Genomic DNA, 20,828 nt, shown 5'->3' on the forward strand with positions numbered 1-20,828 from the left:
AGACCCGGGACAGACCTTTGTCGAAAATTCGATATTTCTTTCTTAAGGTGGATATATTTCGATTTTTCGATATTTGGCTCGTTTACGTCGATATATTGGACGTTAACGTGGATAAAATAAAAAATCTCAGCTTCAACTGGCTTGTTCTTCTAGGATTAAACAGCAATTGTGAATCTAAGTCCGTATTTTTTTGTAAACAGCCCACTAAAATACAAAAACTGGCACAGAAGGGATGAAATTCACCACTTTTGTGCCAGTTCTATTTAAAAATTAAATGTTACTTTCCGAATACGCCTTTTAATACGAACATTACGTTTGCCGGGCGCTCTGCAAGTCTTCTCATGAAGTAGCCGTACCAGTCGTTTCCGTATGGCACGTAAATACGCATTTTGTATCCTTCTTGAAGCAATTGTTCTTGTCGTTCCACACGGATTCCGTATAGCATTTGGAATTCAAATTGATCGTAAGGAATGCTGTGCTTATCAACTAGTTCTTTTGTGAAACGAATAATCTCATCGTCATGTGTTGCAACTGCTGTATAGTTCCCGTTTAACAGATGAGTTTCGATTAATCTTTCAAAGTTTTTATCTACATCGCTCTTTTCAGGATACGCAACTTTTGCAGGTTCTTTATAAGCTCCTTTTACAAGGCGAAGAAATGGCTGATATTCATTAAGGGCTTGCACGTCTTCTAATGAACGATACAAGTATGCTTGGATAACCGTTGAAATGTTATCATACTCTTTTTTCAGCTGTTTAAAAATATCGAGTGTCTTTCCGCATCGTGAGTAGTCTTCCATATCAATCGTGATCATTACATTGTGTTTCGTAGCCTCGTCCATGATTTTTCTCATGTTGCGAAGGACAAGTTCATCACTAATATCTAATCCCATAGAAGTCATCTTTAGTGACAGCTGTGAATCTAACTTTTCTTTTGCAATGGCTTTTATGGCCTGAATGCAGTGATCCGTCATTTCAGCTGCTTCTTTTTCGTTATCTACGAATTCACCAAGATGGTCAATCGTAACGGGCATGCCTTTTTCATTTAATTTTTTTATAGCAGCTATTGAGCTTTCAAGAGTAGCTCCAGCCACGAAACGGCCTGCACCGAAACGAAGTCCATACTTCTTTGCAAGGCGTGTTAACGTTTTGTTTTTTGCTAAAAATAAGAAAAAATCTCTCATTAATTGTTCCAACCCAATTTCCCCCTACTGTCGCTTCATACTTAGATAGATTGGTTAATTATCCGCTTACATGTAACCGCTTTAAATATATCATCTTTTTCTCGAACTTTGTCGATTTTTAAAAATTTAAAATATTTACACCTAAAAAAAGCAGCCTCCTAATCAATTAGAAAACTGTCTTTTTCATTTCGATTATTTTTGAGAGGAACGGTGCTTTTCGTTCATCACTTTTATTTCATTGACGAGCTCTTTCATAGCCTCTTTTGCATCCGGGTAGCTTTCATTCCAGTGTTTTACGAGAGGAGGCATGCTTTTTGCAATAGAAGAGTACAGAACATACGCTTTTATTTTTTCAACTTGCTCTGGTTCTGAACTTCCTATTAAAAGCTCAGCATATTTCGTTAACAAACCATCGAGCTGTGATTCTAATTTTTTATCTAGCATTTTTTACTCCCCCTTTTTATTATTTGGCTGTTTCAGTAAAATTTCCAGCTCTTGAATGGGGTTAATTTCCACTGCAGGGCTCGCTTTCCGCGGGGTGTGCGGTGAGCCCATTCGTCGCTTTGCGACATTGAATGGGCTCTCCTGTCCCACTGATCCCGCAGGAGTCTCGCCCTTCCATTCCAATTAACTGTTCAATGAGGAACTTTTCAAAAATATCTCTGTAGCAACAATCTTCAAGAAAAGAGATTATAGAGTAATTTATAAGGAAACGGATGACATGACCGTTAAATAGAGCGTGCATGCAGCTAGGAATGAGATTATGGCTACTAGGATCATATTGGCATTTTTCTTAATCCCGATAAATATTGCGATGAGCAGCAAGATGGCTGAAAGAAACCAGCCTGCACTTTTCATTGTCATATCAAAGAACAGCATGGGATCGTTGCCAGGAACAAGTCCTGTAACGAAACGGAACAGTTTTGATGGATGCTCCATTTTTATGGTTTCTGCAACATCATGCGGAGGGGATTGCTGACTCATGACCGCAGTCGCCACAAATACAGCAAATAGAAGAATCCCTTCCACTCTGATCCATTTTATAGGTTGAAATGTACCGGTATCTTCTTTCAACTTTCTTTTGATCCATATGCCATTTATGACACTATAAAAAACAATAACAACAAGCAATACATGTTTGATTAACAAGGCTTGCCCGTAGTCTAACATATATCCGTTCACATATTCTGGCACAATGTATGACATCAGCCATAGTCCTGCTCCAATTACAGTCAATAAACAAACGAAAGCAAGAGGAGTAAACCATCTGTAAAAAGAAATGCCTGGTGCTTTTCCTTTGCTGAAAAACCCAGTTACGAGCAAAACGCCAGACCAAATTGTTACAGCTAAAAGGTGAAGAGTATGCGGAATAAGACCAATTGGGCTTAATGAAGCCGCATGACTGGAATAACCGATGGATACGGCCATACCTGTTAGTAAAATGAGCGATAAGATGGAAAAAAAGCGTTCGTTTTCAACATCATTAAAGAAAATCATAAAAAAGAGCAGTACCGAAATTCCGGTTAAAAACAGCCAGCCTTTTCCTACTTCAAATGTAGTCACAATATTTTCAAAGGTTATCCAATATCCTATATCGTTTCCCAAATATAGCGTGAGTCTCATAATTTCACCAATCCCAAAAATAGGAATCAATGCAAGAAACACCAAAAGCCATCGTTTAGCCAATTTCATTTCCGGACGCATTTCTTTTGGAACCGTATATAAAATTAAAGCTCCAATCAGTACAGCAAAGCTAAAATATAAAATTGCCTTAGCTATCATAAACATAAAAAAATCTCCTTCACTGTAATCTATGTCCATTGTAACAGGGAAAGAGGGAAGTAAAAAAATTTAAGAATGACAATATAAAGAAATCACTGACAGTATTGGATGAACATTTCGGAAATATGAAGTTACGTATTTCATCAACTTTTCCCGATAAATAAAGAAGGCTGACCCATTTCTTTCAGGTTAGCCTTCTCATCTTTGATTTATCGATTATTTCGTTTAACTACTTTGGATAAAAATTTCACGCCGTCTTCATAGCTGAATTTTTTAGCTGCCCGTCGAAATTCCTTTAAGCCTTTTCGCGTTACATTAAAATAAGGATCAATAAGTCCTTCCTCTTTTAAATGGTTAGCTGTCTCAATTGAAATCGAATGCTGAATTTCTCTCATTTTATGATTAAACTGCTCCAAAGTCGCATTCAGAACAAATTCTTTTCCTAAAAGCTGAACAACATCTTTAGCTGTTGCTGTCTCTACAGAGTGTTCTTCTAGTTCATTTTCGTATCTATCGTCTGTTACAGCATCTTCTTCTTCATTTTGTTCTTCTTCTGGTTCTAACAACATCGAGATGCGCGTAATTTCTTGCTTGGCAAACATTAATTCTTTTTCTTTTTGCAGCAGATAATCAATATAATCACGTTTGTCATCTTCATGAAGATCTTCATTAACTAATCGGCTGATAATTTCGTTCTGTACTTGTTTCATTCGTTTGATTTGCTGTTCTTGAGTTATCATTGAACGCTCTAATTCTTCTCTCTCTTCATCACTCAATGAAACTTCTTCTATTTCTTCAACAAAATTGGCTGGTTCTTCTTCCGTATGGTCTTTTTGTTTTTTAGGAAAAGCTGGTACCAGTGTTTTGCTGGCTGCTCCAAAGGCTTGCATGGCTTCATTAAATTTCATATAAAACATACTGCAAATTCCGATTGTAAATACCGCTAAAATAAATGCAAGCATATCAGAAAAATGGAACGTAAATTTCGTTACAGCAATTTTAAACATGAATACCATTGAAAAAAGACTGATTAAAATGATTTTAAACCATTGATTTCGGAGTTTAATTTTCTCATCTGTTGTTCTCAAAGTAGTTGCCCCCTTTAAACTCGTTATTCAACAAAATCCTCAAAAAAGGAATAACCATATAAGTATTCGCTGTTTTTGTCAGTTTTTGTCCGGTCAATGTAAAAAAAGACAGTTCTTCCAAAATTGTTTGGAAACACTGTCCACTAAAAACTATTCAATAACACCAGATTCAACGATATCGATGTTTGTAGAAATGTTGACCTTAATGTTTCTATAGTTTTTTTCAAAGTCTTTATAGTTCCAGTATTTCTCTCTTCTTCTTACTTGGTCACCTAATCCTAACGGATCTATATGCAATTTTTTAAACTCTTTGATCATGTCTCTTGCTTGCTTATCCACATCTTTTTTGAAAGTATCTTCAATCAATTTTATATTCGCAGGTATTTCGAGATTTAACCATGGTGGATATTCATGGATCTCACCTAGAATTTTCATATCAATCTGAAATTCAGGTACACCATTTACCTTTTTCACATGATATTTAGTTTTTCCTTTTATGTTACGGATGACTGCATAGCCTTTTTTCTTTCCTTTGTGAAGATTCACTTCATATTGCCCAGTCCTCGATCCATCGATTAATACTTTAAAAATAAAAGATTCACGATGGTTGAGCTTTCCTACATATTTATCTCCACGAAATAAGGCAATGCCATCGATCTGAATTGTATCTTTCCCTGCTTTTACTAGTGGTAAAAACGGATCCAAACCTTCCCCATAATAATCATAAAGAAAGAGATGCAAATTGGTTTCAGGCAAGTTTTCAGTCTCTACATTTTGTTCAATCATGTCTTGTAAATATATGGCTGGAAGCGGTGATGCTCCGTATTTTTTTGTCAATATTTCCTTTGAACTGCCTTCAGCTACAACCATATATAGCCTGTTTCCAACGCTTGGATTCCTGTACATGGAGTTAACGATTTCCAAAACTCCATCTTGGGCAAACGTATCATTGAATACAACAACACGCAATTGCCCGCTTTTTAGCTGCTTCGGTGATTTTGTATTTAATTTCGAAAAAATAAAGCGGCTTGTATGAGAAACGCCGGAAAGTGCTTCAAAGTCAATTGTTCCATCAGGATTATAGATGGGGTAAGTCGCCGTCCCTCTAATTTCATTATTTTCATCTTTATCATATCCTACTGCATTAATCAGCTGGATCTCATCAACGATTTCCAACGGAACACATCCTTGCAAAATCATCATAAGCATCGGTATGAACAATAAAATTTTTATAGTTTTCATTTTCATCATTCATCAATATCCTTTTTCAATCTGCTTTCCTTCACCTTTTTCGGGGATGGAAGGCTGGTCTTTAAACTATTGGGACGCTTTAACTCACGATTAAATGGAAACCTAAAAATAGAATCGGTCATATCTAATATTCTAGGCGGAAAAATAGGTGTTAAATAGGGTCTTCCTAATGATTCCAATCGAAGCAAATGGACTAATATAAAAGACATAGCGAGAATAATACCTACACCACCCCATAACGCGGCAAAGAAAATGAATGGGAAGCGTAAAATCCGGATGGTGTTCGCCATTTTATAAACAGGTGTCGTAAAGGAAGCAAGTGCTGATAACGCGACTACGATCAATAAGATGTTACTCGTCAGACCGGCTGCAACCGATGCTTGACCAATGACAATACCGCCTACAATACCGAGTGTTTGACCAACTTTTGTCGGCAAACGCGCCCCCGCTTCACGCAGAAGTTCAATCGTTAGTTCCAAAAACATTACTTCTAATACTGGCGGAAAAGGGATGTTGGCACGGGATGAAATTAATGGTGCAAGCAGATCTTTTGGGATCATCTGATAATGGTAAGTTAACACCGCGACATAGATTGGTGTAGCAAAGGTTGAAAAAATGACAGAGAGAAACCTAATAAAACGAAACAATGATCCTAGTACCCATGATAAGTAATAATCCTCAGGGGAAGAAAAGTATTCCGTTATACTCGTCGGACCCAATAAGGCTTGTGGAGATCCTTCAGATAATATGGCAATCTGGCCAAAGTTCAGCATGTATACTACCCTGTCCGGTCTTTCGGTAGACACAAGCTGAGGAAATACCGATTTTGTGTTGTCTGATATGATTTGTTCTAACAATGAACTATCCGTTATCACATCAAATTCTATGTCTTTAATTCTTTGAGTAACTGTATTGATGTTTTCCTGATCTGCTACATCTTGTAAATAAGCTATGATAATACGGGATTTCGAGTATTTGCCGATAACGATTTCCTTAAATACAAGTTGAGGTACAGGCAGCCTTCTTCTTATTAAATACAAGTTGCTGTCTAAGTTTTCAATAAATGCCTCTTTCGGTCCGATAACCGAGAATTCGATCTCTGAAACCGAGACAGGGCGGTTTGTTGCAAAATTTTCCGCACGGATGATCGCACATTCTGCATCGTATTCATTGAATTGAATGACGATAAACCCTCTTAAAAGTTTATTCTGTATTTCTTGAATATCATTCGTAATCGTTACACTTTCAATCGGTAAAATATCTTTTAAATCTTTTAGTGACTTAAACTCTTTACTATGAATGATGTATGGCAAAATATCACGATGAAGCAATTCTCCATCAATCATGGCTTTGTAATAAGAAATGAACACATTGTGAAAGACTGTTTTTTGAGGATAGTGAATAAAGTCCGCAGAATCCTTCGCATGATCGATAAGTTCAACAATAGTACGGTATGTATTATTTGACAAATCCACTGTCGGGGTTTGCTTTTTAGGTTTCTTTTTTAACCACTTCATCATGACATTCTCCACCTCTATTCTATTTTTAATATGAGATAATAGATGGGGAAATATACAAAAAAAGCATTCCGGAGCTTTTCCGGAATGCTCTTTTTAAACGAGTGCAGTCTCTATATTATGACTAATAAATGTCCCAATATCTTCACCATTGCAGATTTTAAAGAATGCTCCTTCTTGATTAAAATCAAACAGATGGATTGGGAGTCCATGATCCCTCGCTAGAATAAGAGCCGATTGATCCATGACTTTCAAGTTATTACGAATTGCCTCATCATAATGAAGTGTTGCATATTTACGCGCTTCTTTAAAACGATTTGGGTCACTGTCGTAAACCCCATCAACTCCTTGTTTTGCACAAAGAATTGCGTCACAATTCATTTCCAAAGCCCTTTGTACAGCTGGATAGTCAGTTGTTACATATGGCTGGCCATTTCCTCCTGCAAAAATAACGACATATCCTTTGTTCAGATGGTGTACTGCCCGCAATCGAATATACGGTTCAGCAACCGCACTGATCGGCACAGAACTCATGACCCTGACTTCCTTATTTAATTTACTTTTGAGTACGCCTCTTAGCATCAAGCTGTTAATAACCGTGCCAAGTGTACCGATTTGATCCGCTTCTACCCTCTCGATACCCCAATACTCGGCTAAATTTCCTCTGAAAATATTGCCTCCGCCGACTACAATCGCTACTTCTACCCCATGATTAATCACTTTCATTACCTCTTTAGCAATGTGATTTAAAGAAAGATGATCAAATCCTGTGCCTTGATTTCCTGCCATAGCCCCGCCGCTTAACTTAATTAATACTCGTCTATAACGCATCATTTTTCTTTTCCTCCCTATTACTCGTCACATGCCTGGAAAACAGTCCAAAAAAAAGAACAAATGACAATGAATAGCCATCTGTTCTTCATAAATAAAGACGATTATGTATGGATGTACTAAAAAAGCTGTGAGCCAAATGTTTTACCATTATAATCGCCTCCTCATTTTTTTCTTTTCAAACCATTATATACATAGAAAAGCTTTGGGGTGAACTAAAATATTAATTCCATAAAAACTATCAGATTAGAAAAAATACACGTTTGACCATTTTATAAAATTTAGACTCGTTGCCTATGCCTCTTCACTACCATGATACATATAATGCAGGGACAAGAGTAGTCAAAATTATCATCAGGAGGAAATATTTTGAAAGAACATACTTCACATCAAACTCTCACAAGTGGGGAGTTAGTAAATTTACTTGGTCAATTTATCCGAGTTAACACAGGAGGTCATGAATCACGTGTTGGCCGTCTAGTCTGTGTGGGCAAAAACTTCATTGCTATTGAAACAGATAAAAGAGACGGCGACGGCAAAGGCAAAGGGAAAGGGAAAGGCAAAGACGAATCTTCCTCTTCATCTTCATCTTCTTCACATCATAAGAAGATGCGCAGAGGAAGAAGATCGCATAAACAAGTCATTTTTTACCAGCTTGACCACGTTAAAGCCATCATCATCGAAGCAGATGAATTATGCTGCTGGACAAATCCAAAGAAAGTAAGCAACGATACTTTCCGAGATGTTATTAAACATTTCATCAACCACAAGGTAAAAATCAATCGTGGAGGTCCAGATAGCATCGAGGGCGTTCTTGTTGCGGTTAGAGGCAACACGCTTCAAATCATTGATGGCGATAATGTAATTTTCGTAACAATCTTCCACATCAAGAGCTTCAGCGAAATTGGCGGTTGCAGAGAAGAAATGCCAGGCGTGCCGCGCAGATCTGAATCTTCATCCTCATCCTCATCTCATGGGAAAAAAAGAAAATAAGCTGGTTCAGACTGTAATTTAAAAGCTTTGTCCTGTTTTATTAAGTCAACTAGGCTGACAACTGTCAGCCTTTGTTGTACTTATGCTAACGAAACAACATGTTGGTGTTTAATCGTCAGTAAAAACACGGCAATATAGGCTTTGTTACAGGCAAGGAGGTAAAAAGTTGTTTTTTACGTTATTCATGATTTCACAAGGATTTCTACTTTATCTGATCATTAAACCAGAAAAGCCTCAAAGCGAGCCGAACATACAAATTCCAGATCAATATATTTATATCCCATCTGTCCCTGTACTGCAAAAAGAGGCAAATCCTCATGCATGATCTTCAAATTCTACTGACAATAACGATTTTCGCATTGACGATTTTCTTTATTGTATGGAATCCTTGGCGCCTAAACGAAACTATTCCAACTAGTATAGGTGCTTTTTTATTAATATCTTTAGGTATTGTACAAGTTTCTGACTTGTTCAATATTTTCCACATGGTAAGTGGTGCTTCCATTACCATTCTATCCACGATTGTTATGTCCATTGTGTTAGAAAGTATCGGATTTTTCAATTGGACAGCTTATAACCTTGTTAAGCGGGCAAAGAATTCAGGGGTAAAGCTTTTTCTATACATCAATTTATTATGCTATTTAATGACACTATTCTTTAACAATGATGGCAGTATCCTTATCACCACACCCATTATCATCAAAACTCTGAATATGCTCCGATTAAAACCGCATCAAAAAATTGCATTCTTACTTCCGGGTGCTATTACAGCCACAGCTTCAAGTGCACCGATCGCCATTAGTAATATTGCTAATTTAATCGCACTAAAAATTGTCGGACTCGATATTAACAGTTATGTCACACTCATGTTCGTTCCAGCGATGATTGGAATCATCGTAATCGTTGCATTGCTTTTCCTGCATTTCAAAAAAGCCATTCCAAAGAAACTGCCGCCAGCTTATTTCACCGAAGTGAACTATCAAAAATCCTCTCGTGTTATTCCCCACCCATTATCCGTTCAAAAACGTGTAAAAGTAGATTGGTGGATGTTTAAAGTTTGTATTAGCATTGTGATCGTTACAAGATTGACATTCTTTATCTTGACACCTTTTGGTATTCCGATGGAATGGGTCGCAATCGTTGGTGCAATATTGTTAATCCTTGTTCGCTGGTATAGAAAAAAGGTCGGTTTTCTAGATGTGATTAAGAAAACACCTTGGCATATTCTGCTTTTTGCTTTTAGTATGTATGTCCTCATTTTTGGATTGCAAAGAATCGGACTCACCTCATTGATTGTGACCTATATAACGGAATTGATTCATTTAGGAAATATGGCTGCCATTGTTACGATGGGTTCCTTGCTGACGGTCATGTCAAATATCTTTAATAATCTTCCTGCAATTATGGTTGGAACACTAACCCTAACTGAGATGAATCTGGATCCTCACCTTTTGCAAGTTTCGTATTTAGCCACAATATTAGGCAGTGATATCGGTGCACTTATCACACCAATCGGGACATTGGCGACCATGTTATGGATCTACATTCTAAGAGAAAATGGAATACCAATCAGCTGGAAAACTTATTTTAAAGCAACCATTTTCGTAATTCCAATTGGATTAATCATCAGTTTAATTAGTTTATATTTTTGGACACAATGGATATTCCAATCTTAAGGAGGATAGTTTTTGAGTATTTTTAATCAATTATTAGGAAAAACAGTTAGGCTTACTATCAGCGGTAATAAAGGAAGCAAGGGAATTACTGGCATGCTTATTGATTATGGATCTGATATTGTTGTGCTATTTAATGGAGAAAGATATATCTATTTGCCTAAAATACACATTCAATCTATCAATCATTTTAATGATTTCGAGATAGAGATAAAAAAACCGGACAGTATACCGATAGCTCCCGATGAAGAAACCCTTTCGCTAAGAAAAGTTTTAATGAATGCAAAGGGTTTGTTTTCAGAGATTTTTATCACAAGCAATCTATCTATTCATGGATACATTACAAATGTGTTGAATGATTATTTTATCTTCTACTCACCTGTTTATAAGATGATGCTGATTCCACTGCATCACTTGAAATGGCTCACTCCTTATGACGATAACGAGCGACCATATGATCTCTCAAATGAGGAACTGCCTTTGCTCCCCTATCATATTCCAATGGCTAGATCGTTTACAGAACAATGCAAAAAGTATGAAGGGAAACTTGTCATTTTTGATCTTGGCATAGATTCAAATAGAATAGGTAAGTTAGTTAAAATTGTAAACAATCAAATTCAACTAACAGTCGGCAGGAATGAAACTGTTTTTATTAATGTTCAACATATTAAAACCGTTCATCTGCCTTAAAATAAAAAGGGGGGTCTGTCCCGGGACAGACCCCTTATTTATTTTAGGTTCTTTTCTAAAAAATGCTGCTTTTGAACTTGTTTCCCAAGACATCCCTGAAATATTGATTTGAAGTGTAAGGTGCGAGACTCCTGAAATGGAAATCAATCACTTGCCAGAGCAACAATATATACAAAAACAGCCTTATTTTATGAAAAATGAGTGAGTACTAAAGAGCTCAATAAACCTAATGACGTAATCAAGCCAATTTCGGCACCTGCATCATCATGTGCTTCTGGCAGCATCGTTGAGGATACCATGGCCATGATTCCTCCACCCGCAAAGGCACCGATCATGGAAAGAAAAGAGTCAGAAACATGTTCTAGAAATAGAAAGCCGAGCGAAGACGCAGTGATTGACAATAAAAGAACCGCTACCCACATTCCTATCACTTTCTTTTTTGAAAAACCTTCTTTTAATAAACCTATTGAGCTTGAGAGACCTTCCGGAAAGTTGCTTAAGAATATGGCAATAACAAGCAGCCAGCTTACCTGGCTTTGATCGATAAGACTCGCACCAATCAAAATGGATTCTGGTATTGCGTCCAAAAGTGTACCAAAAAATATGGCGACTCCGGCACTTTTGGTTTTTTTTGATGTGGACTTTTTCCTTTCGTGTCCGCCTTTTTTGGCTAGAATTGTGTTAATTATCGTGAACACAGCAGCACCAAGGATAAACCCTGTTGAAGTTACTTTTAAGTCACTTTGTTTAACCGCTTCTAATAAAAGTTCAAAAGATACGGCACCGATAAGGATCCCTGTACCAAAAGCCATGATCCAAGCAGTCCATTTTCTTGGAATACGGAAAGCAATCCCTGTAAATGAACCGAGCAGTACAGCGGATCCCGCTATTCCTCCCCATAAAGCGGCTTGCAGCATGATACATAACCCTCTCCTGTTTTTTTATCAATTTTTCCTTGATTAATTCTTTCTATACATCTCGAAAAGTAAACAAAAAAAGAATAATGGGCTTATTTAAGCCCATTATTCTTTTTTAACTTTTTGGTTGATTTCCGCTACAGGATACTCGCTTTCCGGGGGGTGTGCGGTGAGCCTCCTAAGCGCTTCGCACTTTCAGGAGTCTCACCTGTCCCACTAATCCCCCAGGAGTCTCGCTTCCTTATACTTCAATCAACTTTTCAATGATTAAAAAGAACTTTAGAATTCAAAGCATCAATCTTTTAGAAAAGAAATAATATTTTAAAAATCGTTTCGTTTAGGATCATTTTGATCATTTATCCCAAACTCTTCACTTGGTTTATTCAGATGATTAAATTGTCGGTCACGAGCAATTGTATGTGGTCTGTCTAAATCCAGATCAGATGAATGTCCTTCTGTAGCTTGTTCCTTTGAACGTCCTGTACTGAAATCTGCGAGCTTTGTTTTATCCTTCCATTCAGCAGGGTCCGGACTTTGAATCGTTGTCTGTTCCATTCTTCTGCTCAATTTATTCAGTGTACGCGCAGCTGTTTCTCTTCCGCCCAATCCAAATGCGAGACCGAAAGCAATTGTAAATCCGCCTAGAACGAGGATAAATGCAGCATTTACAATTGTTTTTGCTACACCAAGCTGGTCAAGTGCCATGAAGAAAGCCAGTGTAATAATCGTATATTTAGCAATATTACCTAATAGTTTACTCTCTGTTTCCTGCTTCACCATGCTCATTACAACACGTTTTACTAGGTGACCGGCGTAAAATCCAATTCCTAGAATCAGAACGGCTGTTAACACCATTGGGATATAAGCAAGAACGACCGTTAAAATACCAACTAAACTTTCAAGGTTAACGAGATGCAGGGCTTCGATCGTAAACAATAGCACGACTACGATTTGCGCTGCATAACCTATTATTTCTGAAATGGTTAATGTTTGGCTGCTTTTATGAAGAGACCCAAGTCCCATTTTATAAAAAATACCGTTAAATCCTACTCGTTCTAACAATGAAGTAACAGCATGCTTCACCCATTTCCCGACCCATAAACCTGCTGCAACAAGAATAATCGCAACAATAATGTTCGGAATCATATCCATGATGCGGCCAAGCATTCCTACAGCCGGACCTGAAATTCCTTTGATGTCTAATGTTTCAAGAGCTGAAATGACAACCGGTATTAAGATGAACACATAAACAATCGTACCGATTAATTGAGAAAGTGAAGTTTTATCAAGTGCTCGTTCCGCACCTAATTTTGAAGCAAGTCGATCGGTACCGATACTTTGCAAGAAGTTAACGAGAATCTCCTTAACAATCTTCGCCACAAGCCAACCGACAAATAGAATGATAGCCGCGCCTATAAGCTTTGGTATAAAGGCAAAGAATCCATTAAGCATACCTTCTAGCGGCTTGGAGATAGCGTCGATGCCTAGTGCAGAAAGTACAGCAGGCAAGAAAAGTAATAAAGTCAGATAAAATACAGCTTTTGAAGCGGATTGAACTGCCTTATCAGCATGAATCTGGTTACTCGTCAATCTAAAACGGTACAACAAGCTTTGAAATCCTTTATTACGCCCTACTTTTCTAATTAACATGGCTAATACTGAAGCGATCAACCAAGCCACAGCTGCAATAAGGACAGCTTTTAAAATATTTGGAATGGCGGCAGCGATAACACCTAAAGCATTTGAAATAGGCTGTGCCACATATGGAAGGCTTAGCATGTTCAAGAACATTACAATAGCTACTGCCATCAAGATCCAGAATACAACTTTACTGACGATCTCTTCTGGTGAATATTTAGCAGACCTTTGTTCGACCCGGTCTCCGTTTGTATCCGGTCTCATCCAGCGTGCCATTTTATTATCAAAATCTGTTTTGTGAAGTGCACCTTTTACTGCTTTTGCTACTAATGAGGCGATTAGCCATCCGATTAAGAGGACAAGAATTGCGAGCAATAAATCTGGTAATCTGCCGAGGTATGCCATCCAAGAATCTGTTACTGTGTTGTAATCGTACATTTTCTTCCTCCTTTATATTAAAAGTAAAATAAATGATGTCTCATTTGCTGTACTTTCCCAATGGAAGTTTTATTTAAACAACCAAATGGGCTTTTGTTTCAGGATATATTTTACAATTTTGATAGAATCATATATAATCGAATTGTTATGCAAACGTTTTCAACAAGGAGTAGAAGCCAATGTGGACACACCATACAAAATAGTTTAATTACATATCCCTGCATTACTGACATTCTATAGTGAGCAAATAAATTTCATATGCACACTTGCCGCAGGAGAAGTCTGTGGTTTTTTTGTGTTCATTTTTAAGGAGTGGTCAATTTGATAAACGTCCAAAATCTATCAAAACATTATAAAATAGCAAAACGCGACCCAGGTTTAAGAGGTGCAATTAAGTCTTTGCTCTATCGAAAATACGAAATTAAAGAAGCAGTTAAAGGAATCGATTTTCAAATTGAAGCGGGTGAAATGGTAGGTTATATCGGTGCAAATGGTGCAGGTAAATCAACCACCATTAAGATGCTGACCGGCATATTGACTCCCACATCGGGTGAGGTAAAAGTCAATGGCATTATCCCTTACGAAAACAGGCAAAAGAATGCCTCTCACATCGGTGCTGTTTTTGGTCAGCGAACTCAATTATTTTGGGATATTCCTGTTCGTGAAAGCTATGAACTTCTCAAACACATTTACGAGATTCCCCAAAAGCAATACGAAGAGACACTTGCAGAATTTGTGGAGGTTCTTCACCTTGAACCATTGCTTGGAATCCCGGTTAGACAGCTCTCATTAGGTCAAAAAATGAGATGTGAGCTTGCCGCTGCGTTTCTGCATCGTCCAAAAGTGGTTTATTTGGATGAACCGACAATTGGATTGGATGTGGCTGTTAAAGTTAGAATCCGTAACTTTATTAAACAAATGAACGCAAGATATGGAACGACGGTAATTTTAACGACTCACGATATGCAGGATATTGAAGAAATCTGTCAGCGAATTATCATTATCGACGATGGAACTGTCATTTACGATGGTTCGATCGATCGTATTAAATCTCAATTCGGAGATAAACGCGTTATTCATTTTGAATTAGAAAACGCCTCTCACTTTACCCTGCCTGGGAGACTTGTTCACGATGCAGAAATCCTTCCAAAAGAGGAAGAAGACCCGCATAAAGTATCCATTACTTTCAGCAGCAAAGATATAACTGGAGCAGAAGTAATCAGCATCATTATGAACCACTATCCTGTCGTTGATCTGACGATTGCTGATCCGAAAATCGAAACAATCGTTGAAGAAATTTATGGCAAGGGAATGAAAAAGGAGGTGCGACATGAGGAAGTATTTTGAGTTTGCACGTGTACAAATGCAAGTGCACGCTGCTTATTCAGCATGGTTTTGGGCAAATACGCTATCCGTTCTTTTAAGAATGCTCGTTATTTACTTCTTTTGGAGCGCCGTTTACAGTAATCGCGCCAACATAGAAGGACTGCCTTTTAAAGGAATGATTACGTATATTATCATCGCCATGTTTTTACAGATGTTTGTATCTGGTGTGGGTAAAGAACTTGCTCATACGATAAAGGATGGCAATGTGGCGATTGAACTCATGCGTCCTTACCATTTAATCACAAGACTTATCGCCATGGATATGGGAGATAAAGTGATTTATTTCATTCGCGGTGCCCTTCCTTTAGGAATACTTGCCTATTTTTTTTTGGATGTCACCTTCCCTCAAACATGGTTATCCGGTATTTTATTTCTTTTAAGTGCCCTTTTGGGAATCTGGATCGGAACATTTTTTGATCTTCTCATTGCTATTCTCGCTTTTTGGACGATTAATTTATGGGGTCTCGAAGTTATGAAAGAGGCGGTTGTATCGTTTTTTTCAGGAGCTCTTGTACCGCTCATCTTATTTCCGGAATGGTTTCAAACCGTGAGCTTATTTTTGCCGTTTCAAGCGATGGTTTATGTACCTGTTGCGATTTATACAGGCATCTTAACAGGAACGGACGTGTGGATGGCTTTAGGTTCACAGTTCATTTGGGCGTGTCTCCTTTTTGTTTCTTTACGTGTTTTATGGTCGGTTGCCATTAAGAAAGTTACCATTTTCGGAGGATAGGAGGGGTTTGAATGAAGCGATATGTAAAATTGTATTACTTGTTCTGCAAACAAAATCTCAAAGTCATGATGGAGTATCGATTAGATTTTCTGCTTGGCGTACTTTCTGTTATGCTGCAGCAATTCGCAGGCATCTTCTTTGTAAAAATTGTATTCGATCATATTGAACAATTAAACGGATGGACATTTTATGAAATTCTCTTTATCTATGGAATTGCTGCAACAGGACGATCTATCCATCATATTTTCTTTGATAATCTTTGGACATTAGGATGGCAATATATTCGGCCAGGAAAGTTTGATCGCCTGCTCATTCGCCCAATTAATCCTTTGTTCCACTTTATCGCGGATCGTCTTCAGCAGGATGGTTTTGGCCAGTTGTTTATAGGCATCATTGTATTAGGAACAGCTATGCCTCACCTCAATATCACTTGGGGCTTCATGGCTTATTTCATTCTTGTTGTGATGATTTTGGCGTCCGGCTTCATATTTGTCGCCGTAAATTTATTTTTTGCTGCTTTGTCTTTTTGGATGGTCGACAGTCTGCCGATCGTTTGGACCGTTTTCAATTTAAGCGATTTTGCCAGATACCCTTTAACGATTTATCATAAAGGAATCCGTCAATTGCTGACATGGATTATTCCATATGGATTTACTGCTTTTTATCCTGCTGCCTATTTTATAAAGGGCTCCGGATTTAAAAACCTGGCATTATTGACTCCATTTGTGGCTGTTGTATCTTGCATCGCTGCCTATTGGTTTTGGAAAAAAGGACTTCGGGCTTTTACAAGTACGGGAAGTTAACACAAAAAAGCTGGCTATTTGTCATAGGTTTGACATTTAACCAGCTTTCTTTTTATTTCTTAATGACCCCGCAAAGAACCCTGTCACCGGAATTCCCTGATGGATCTGTTTTGTAATCATCCTCTTGATCGTGAACGACAAGCGCAGTACCGCCATTTGTGTATAACGAATTTGGTTTTCCTTCTTCGAGTGTTACCATCGCCGATAATACCTCACCATGAATGACACCGCTTTTGTTGGCTGTCACATTTTCGATATCACCGACATGCGGCCCTTTCGGATTCAAAAACCCATGCTGTTTGTTCGTAACATTAAAATGACTTCCGGCAGATTTAAAATCTGGAGGCGTGCATATCGCTTTTTCATGAAAATGAATACCATGCGGGCCAGGTTTTATACCAGCAGCATTCACCCCTATTTTAACTCCTTCTGCAGTTTGGGTTAATGTGGCTTCCCCCGCTTTATCGCCTTTTGTGTTTATTAGATTAACAACAATAGATCCTGCTCTTAATTTACTCGATGTTTCTTGTGTTTCTTTTATCTGGTGATCTTTATGCTTGTTTTTATTTCCACAAGCGGAAAGTGCAGCGACAAGCAATATGATGAAAAGAATGGATAAACTTTTTTTCAAAAAAATAACCTCCTGATGATTTGATGGTATATTCTCCGCCCAATCATCCAGGATTTAAACCTCTTACTTAAAGAAAACTTGACTAGTTCTAAAGTTAATTTGTGGGCAAATGTTCTACTATTCCATTAAAAATTGAGTTTCCAGCATGCTTTCAACACAATTTCCCTCGGCTAAGTGAACATAGTAGGCTTTTGATTGCTCTCTGGAACTTACAACATGCGATAATTTACCATCTATAAAATGCAGTGCTGCCCCATCATCTGCTGCATAACCTGCTTTTAACCCTTCTTTAATCAGTTTTTGAAAAGCGGGCCGTCTTTCTGCTTCTCCATCATAATGAGGACAATGACTTCCTTGCAGCCAACCTAAGCATTCAATGCCCTGAAGTGGGCCGAATGAATCTGTTACGCCTTCCTCAAACCAGCAGAGAGATCCTGCGCTTAATCCGGCTAAAATTTTCCCTTCTTCATATGCTTCTTTTAATAACGAGTCCAGTCCCCATTCCCTCCACAATGCGAGAAGGTTCTTTGTATTTCCTCCGCCAACGTAAAAGATATCCTGTTTCTGAATGAATTGTTTTAAATGAAGAGGCGGTGAAAACAAAGAGAGATGATTTGGAACACAGTTTTCATTTTCAAAAGCATTGTAAAAGCGGTCAATGTAGTCCTTTGAATCTCCGCTTGCTGTCGGGATAAAGCAAATGTGCGGTTTTTCGGCATGACTTTGTGAAAGGATGTACCGGTCGAGTTTTTTATTTTCCGGTTCCATCGAAAACCCGCCTCCACCCAAGGCAATGATTTGTTTCTGTTTCATTGTTGAAACACCCCTTTTACAAAACAATTCAATTTGTTATGGCGCTTTCCTGTTGGAGAACTAAAGAAAAAGAGACGTGGAACAAAAGTAAATATACTTTTGGACCAGCCTCATATGCTCTTAGTCTTTTCGAAATGTAGTTTTTTTTTCGATATGCTCTTATTTTTGTTCGTTAATTGCTTATTTTTGTCCGATAAAAAAAGTCATTACCGAGGGACTGATTAATAAACGTTAAACGTCGCGTCGAAGTGCTTTAAGAACATCCACAGTCGTCGCTTTTGCAGCTGGTCTCCAGCCTGATAATAGGGTTACTCCCATACAGATGGTCACGGCAATAACCGTTAAACTCCATGGAATGTAGGAAAGCATGAATCCTTCTGGTGCTTTCTCATGCATGAACTGTTCGACAATAATGGGAAAGGCAAAGTTTACGCTGTAGCTTACGATATAAGCGAGAAGCGTTCCAAGACCTACTCCCCACAAACCGATATAACCGCTTTCTAAAAGGAAAATTCGTTTTATCGTTTTTGGAGTAGCCCCTATCGCCTTCATGATCCCGATGTCTTGTGAACGTTCGGTTACAGCCATCGTCATCGTGTTAAAAATACCAATCGAAGCAATTAAGACAGCAATCGCACCAATTAAAATAAGTCCTGCCTTAAAAAGCGTAAAGTAGACGTTCATCTCTTTTAGTTCTTTTATGATAGAATACGTTTGATAATCCATCTTCTCAATTTTGTCCGTTACTGCTTTCACGTCTTCTGCTGTAGCCGTATAAACTTTTACTTCATCATACGTTTTCACTTCTTTAGCTGGATTTGTTCCAGAACCGTCTTCCCCTACAAGAGAAATTACTTCATTATATAAATCATCTGTAATAAAAACCGAATTATCGCTTATCCATTCTTTTACAGGCTTCTTTCCGATTCCCACTACTTTTACTTCAAGTGTCTTTTCAGGGGTATTTGACTGTGTTTCACTGTCTTTACCTTTCAAATGGTACGTGAGTGTTTTGTTTAAAATATCTCCTTTATAGGATAATTCTTTTAGCTTTTTCTGAGCTTCTTCCTCGCTAAGACCATTCGCAAAGTCTTTCGGTGGCGTCTTGCTTAATTCTTGCGCAAACTGATATCCGACAACGACTTCATTTTTACTCGCCGGCATTCTTCCTTTTGCTAATTCAAAACCCGCTTTCTTTTCTGAAGGCATATGTGCACTCATGACATTTGTCATGATTTGATAATCCCCAATTGTAACACGGTCCACTGGGGCGGATTTTTTGCGTGTAACGGCTTTGACTTTACCTATTTTTTCGAGCTTCTTAACATCCTTCTCATTCATTTCGCCATTTTCTTTATTAACGGTGATTTCGTTTACCATCCTAAATTCCATAACATTATCAATTGCCGACTTATGTACAGCAAAACCGACCGATGCAAGCATAATTAAAAACGCACAGCCGATCGTGGATGCAAGGATCGTCATCCACACACGCGTCTTGTTTTTTTTCATGTTGCTTCTTACAAATCGATGTTTATCTTTGAACCTCATGAAGTTTTCTCCCTTCCTGTAAATATCCATCAATGATTTCTACTTTTCGATGAGCAATGGAAGCCACTTCATGATCGTGAGTAATCATTAAAAAGGTGATTCCGAATTTTCTATTAAGCTCTTTAATAAAAGTTAAAAGCTCTTTCTCATTTTCTGAATCCAAGCTGCCCGTTGGTTCATCCGCTAATATTAACGGAGGGTTCAAAATAAGTGCTCTAGCGATACTGACACGCTGCTGCTGTCCACCAGAAAGTTCTCCTGGATAATGCGCTTGATACGGATCAAGTCCAACGCGCTTTAGCATCTCTGACGTTCTTTCTTTTCGCTCTTTCTCTCCTATTCCTTGCAAAACAAGCGGAAACTCCACATTTTCATACGCTGTCATGGAAGGGATCAGCTGAAAACTCTGAAAGATAAACCCTAGGTTATTTAAGCGAAATTCTGCCCATTTAGATTCGGAAAGACCGCTGACTTGCGTGCCATTGAGCTGAATCGAACCAACTTCCGGCTGAATAAATCCAGAAATCAAGTTTAATAGTGTTGATTTTCCAGAACCGCTTCTACCTACTACAGCGACAATCTCACCTTGTGCTACGTGCAGGTTAATATCGTGAAGAACGGGAACAATGTTTTCTTTTCCTTTTTTCCCTATCTTAAAAGCATAAGATAGATTTTCTACAGAAATCATAAAGCCACCCCTTATGTATTAAGTGTACTATTTATTATAATACACTTATACCACTCGTTACCCTTAAATGTCAATACATTCCAATTAAATTTTTTCTGTAAGGTAGGAGAGACACACCAGGTGCAATTAGCTAGCTCACCTTACCCCCTCGCAGAAAGCGAGCATCCTGTAACGGAAATCGACCACTTACAAAAGTTATAATAAAACAGCCCATTTTAAAAA

20 protein-coding genes are annotated in these 20,828 nt (G+C 38.0%); 7 read left to right on the plus strand and 13 right to left on the minus strand.

Translation table 11 applies throughout. The features are described from left to right. Nucleotides 1-277: 277 nt before the first annotated feature. From J2X07_RS09520 to pyrH, 7 genes are all read right to left on the minus strand, one after another. Nucleotides 278-1,195, minus strand: a complete 918-nt coding sequence (locus tag J2X07_RS09520) for a proline dehydrogenase (RefSeq protein ID WP_310258332.1) — start codon at nucleotides 1,193-1,195, stop codon at nucleotides 278-280. A gap of 180 nt (nucleotides 1,196-1,375) precedes the next feature. Further along, nucleotides 1,376-1,627 carry a DUF2573 family protein gene (locus J2X07_RS09525; RefSeq protein WP_310258333.1) on the minus strand — a complete coding sequence of 84 codons (252 nt, stop codon included), beginning with the start codon at nucleotides 1,625-1,627 and terminating at the stop codon, nucleotides 1,376-1,378. 258 nt (nucleotides 1,628-1,885) lie between these two features. Next, nucleotides 1,886-2,971: a copper resistance D family protein gene (locus J2X07_RS09530; protein WP_310258334.1), complete on the minus strand. Its 1,086-nt coding sequence runs from the start codon at nucleotides 2,969-2,971 to the stop codon at nucleotides 1,886-1,888. Between the two features lie 203 nt (nucleotides 2,972-3,174). Continuing rightward, nucleotides 3,175-4,053 carry a hypothetical protein gene (locus J2X07_RS09535; protein ID WP_310258335.1) on the minus strand — a complete coding sequence of 293 codons (879 nt, stop codon included), beginning with the start codon at nucleotides 4,051-4,053 and terminating at the stop codon, nucleotides 3,175-3,177. Between the two features lie 150 nt (nucleotides 4,054-4,203). Further along, nucleotides 4,204-5,304: a Ger(x)C family spore germination protein gene (locus J2X07_RS09540; RefSeq protein WP_310258337.1), complete on the minus strand. Its 1,101-nt coding sequence runs from the start codon at nucleotides 5,302-5,304 to the stop codon at nucleotides 4,204-4,206. Further along, the gene (locus tag J2X07_RS09545; RefSeq protein WP_310258339.1) at nucleotides 5,301-6,824 is read right to left on the minus strand and encodes a spore germination protein; all 1,524 of its coding nucleotides are present in this window, start codon (nucleotides 6,822-6,824) and stop codon (nucleotides 5,301-5,303) included. Before J2X07_RS09545 ends, J2X07_RS09540 begins: the two co-directional genes overlap by 4 nt. Nucleotides 6,825-6,917: 93 nt before the next feature. Beyond that, on the minus strand, nucleotides 6,918-7,655 hold the full coding sequence (gene pyrH / locus J2X07_RS09550; RefSeq protein ID WP_310258341.1) for a UMP kinase: 738 nt from the start codon (nucleotides 7,653-7,655) through the stop codon (nucleotides 6,918-6,920). A gap of 366 nt (nucleotides 7,656-8,021) precedes the next feature. Here pyrH and J2X07_RS09555 point away from each other — a divergent pair, with 366 nt between their 5' ends. From J2X07_RS09555 to J2X07_RS09570, 4 genes are all read left to right on the plus strand, one after another. Next, on the plus strand, nucleotides 8,022-8,645 hold the full coding sequence (locus tag J2X07_RS09555) for a DUF6897 domain-containing protein (RefSeq protein WP_310258342.1): 624 nt from the start codon (nucleotides 8,022-8,024) through the stop codon (nucleotides 8,643-8,645). A gap of 166 nt (nucleotides 8,646-8,811) precedes the next feature. Beyond that, nucleotides 8,812-8,970 (plus strand): hypothetical protein, encoded by a 159-nt coding sequence (locus tag J2X07_RS09560; protein ID WP_310258344.1) that lies wholly within the window; start codon nucleotides 8,812-8,814, stop codon nucleotides 8,968-8,970. Further along, nucleotides 8,963-10,321, plus strand: a complete 1,359-nt coding sequence (locus J2X07_RS09565) for an arsenic transporter (protein ID WP_310258346.1) — start codon at nucleotides 8,963-8,965, stop codon at nucleotides 10,319-10,321. The genes J2X07_RS09560 and J2X07_RS09565 overlap by 8 nt, the downstream gene beginning before the upstream one ends. Nucleotides 10,322-10,333: 12 nt before the next feature. Further along, on the plus strand, nucleotides 10,334-11,008 hold the full coding sequence (locus J2X07_RS09570; protein WP_310258349.1) for a DUF2642 domain-containing protein: 675 nt from the start codon (nucleotides 10,334-10,336) through the stop codon (nucleotides 11,006-11,008). Nucleotides 11,009-11,196: 188 nt separating this feature from the next. Here J2X07_RS09570 and J2X07_RS09575 read toward each other — a convergent pair whose 3' ends face one another. After that, on the minus strand, nucleotides 11,197-11,925 hold the full coding sequence (locus J2X07_RS09575; protein WP_310258350.1) for a ZIP family metal transporter: 729 nt from the start codon (nucleotides 11,923-11,925) through the stop codon (nucleotides 11,197-11,199). A gap of 321 nt (nucleotides 11,926-12,246) precedes the next feature. Then, nucleotides 12,247-14,001 (minus strand): mechanosensitive ion channel, encoded by a 1,755-nt coding sequence (locus tag J2X07_RS09580; RefSeq protein ID WP_310258351.1) that lies wholly within the window; start codon nucleotides 13,999-14,001, stop codon nucleotides 12,247-12,249. A 321-nt stretch (nucleotides 14,002-14,322) separates the two neighbouring features. Between J2X07_RS09580 and J2X07_RS09585 the strand changes: the two genes are divergently transcribed. The 3 genes from J2X07_RS09585 to J2X07_RS09595 are packed head-to-tail and all read left to right on the plus strand — an operon-like array spanning nucleotide 14,323 to nucleotide 16,923. Then, nucleotides 14,323-15,348, plus strand: a complete 1,026-nt coding sequence (locus J2X07_RS09585) for an ABC transporter ATP-binding protein (protein ID WP_310258352.1) — start codon at nucleotides 14,323-14,325, stop codon at nucleotides 15,346-15,348. Next, nucleotides 15,332-16,120 carry an ABC transporter permease gene (locus tag J2X07_RS09590; protein ID WP_310258354.1) on the plus strand — a complete coding sequence of 263 codons (789 nt, stop codon included), beginning with the start codon at nucleotides 15,332-15,334 and terminating at the stop codon, nucleotides 16,118-16,120. The genes J2X07_RS09585 and J2X07_RS09590 overlap by 17 nt, the downstream gene beginning before the upstream one ends. An 11-nt stretch (nucleotides 16,121-16,131) precedes the next feature. Beyond that, nucleotides 16,132-16,923 carry an ABC transporter permease gene (locus J2X07_RS09595; protein WP_310258355.1) on the plus strand — a complete coding sequence of 264 codons (792 nt, stop codon included), beginning with the start codon at nucleotides 16,132-16,134 and terminating at the stop codon, nucleotides 16,921-16,923. A 52-nt stretch (nucleotides 16,924-16,975) separates the two neighbouring features. On the opposite strand, the gene J2X07_RS09600 is transcribed toward J2X07_RS09595, so the two are convergent. The 4 genes from J2X07_RS09600 to J2X07_RS09615 form a co-directional block, all read right to left on the minus strand. After that, nucleotides 16,976-17,554, minus strand: coding sequence for a superoxide dismutase family protein (locus J2X07_RS09600; RefSeq protein ID WP_310258356.1), 579 nt, complete (start codon nucleotides 17,552-17,554; stop codon nucleotides 16,976-16,978). 117 nt (nucleotides 17,555-17,671) lie between these two features. Beyond that, nucleotides 17,672-18,367: a peptidase E gene (locus J2X07_RS09605; RefSeq protein WP_310258357.1), complete on the minus strand. Its 696-nt coding sequence runs from the start codon at nucleotides 18,365-18,367 to the stop codon at nucleotides 17,672-17,674. A 231-nt stretch (nucleotides 18,368-18,598) separates the two neighbouring features. Next, nucleotides 18,599-19,918, minus strand: coding sequence for an ABC transporter permease (locus J2X07_RS09610; protein WP_310258358.1), 1,320 nt, complete (start codon nucleotides 19,916-19,918; stop codon nucleotides 18,599-18,601). Further along, nucleotides 19,902-20,606 (minus strand): ABC transporter ATP-binding protein, encoded by a 705-nt coding sequence (locus J2X07_RS09615; RefSeq protein WP_310258359.1) that lies wholly within the window; start codon nucleotides 20,604-20,606, stop codon nucleotides 19,902-19,904. The genes J2X07_RS09610 and J2X07_RS09615 overlap by 17 nt, the downstream gene beginning before the upstream one ends. Nucleotides 20,607-20,828: the final 222 nt, after the last annotated feature.

The organism is Fictibacillus barbaricus, from assembly GCF_031457135.1.
Classification (GTDB): Bacteria; Bacillota; Bacilli; order Bacillales; family Fictibacillaceae; genus Fictibacillus; species Fictibacillus barbaricus_A.

Excerpts from the sequence above, each read along its gene's own strand:
- J2X07_RS09525 (WP_310258333.1), bottom strand. The coding sequence starts at position 1,627 with ATGCTAGATAAAAAATTAGAATCACAGCTCGATGGTTTGTTAACGAAA.
- J2X07_RS09530 (WP_310258334.1), bottom strand. The coding sequence starts at position 2,971 with ATGTTTATGATAGCTAAGGCAATTTTATATTTTAGCTTTGCTGTACTG.
- J2X07_RS09540 (WP_310258337.1), bottom strand. The coding sequence starts at position 5,304 with ATGATGAAAATGAAAACTATAAAAATTTTATTGTTCATACCGATGCTT.
- J2X07_RS09545 (WP_310258339.1), bottom strand. The coding sequence starts at position 6,824 with ATGATGAAGTGGTTAAAAAAGAAACCTAAAAAGCAAACCCCGACAGTG.
- pyrH (WP_310258341.1), bottom strand. The coding sequence starts at position 7,655 with ATGATGCGTTATAGACGAGTATTAATTAAGTTAAGCGGCGGGGCTATG.
- J2X07_RS09565 (WP_310258346.1), top strand. The coding sequence starts at position 8,963 with ATGCATGATCTTCAAATTCTACTGACAATAACGATTTTCGCATTGACG.
- J2X07_RS09575 (WP_310258350.1), bottom strand. The coding sequence starts at position 11,925 with ATGCTGCAAGCCGCTTTATGGGGAGGAATAGCGGGATCCGCTGTACTG.
- J2X07_RS09580 (WP_310258351.1), bottom strand. The coding sequence starts at position 14,001 with ATGTACGATTACAACACAGTAACAGATTCTTGGATGGCATACCTCGGC.
- J2X07_RS09590 (WP_310258354.1), top strand. The coding sequence starts at position 15,332 with ATGAGGAAGTATTTTGAGTTTGCACGTGTACAAATGCAAGTGCACGCT.
- J2X07_RS09595 (WP_310258355.1), top strand. The coding sequence starts at position 16,132 with ATGAAGCGATATGTAAAATTGTATTACTTGTTCTGCAAACAAAATCTC.
- J2X07_RS09605 (WP_310258357.1), bottom strand. The coding sequence starts at position 18,367 with ATGAAACAGAAACAAATCATTGCCTTGGGTGGAGGCGGGTTTTCGATG.
- J2X07_RS09610 (WP_310258358.1), bottom strand. The coding sequence starts at position 19,918 with ATGAGGTTCAAAGATAAACATCGATTTGTAAGAAGCAACATGAAAAAA.
- J2X07_RS09615 (WP_310258359.1), bottom strand. The coding sequence starts at position 20,606 with ATGATTTCTGTAGAAAATCTATCTTATGCTTTTAAGATAGGGAAAAAA.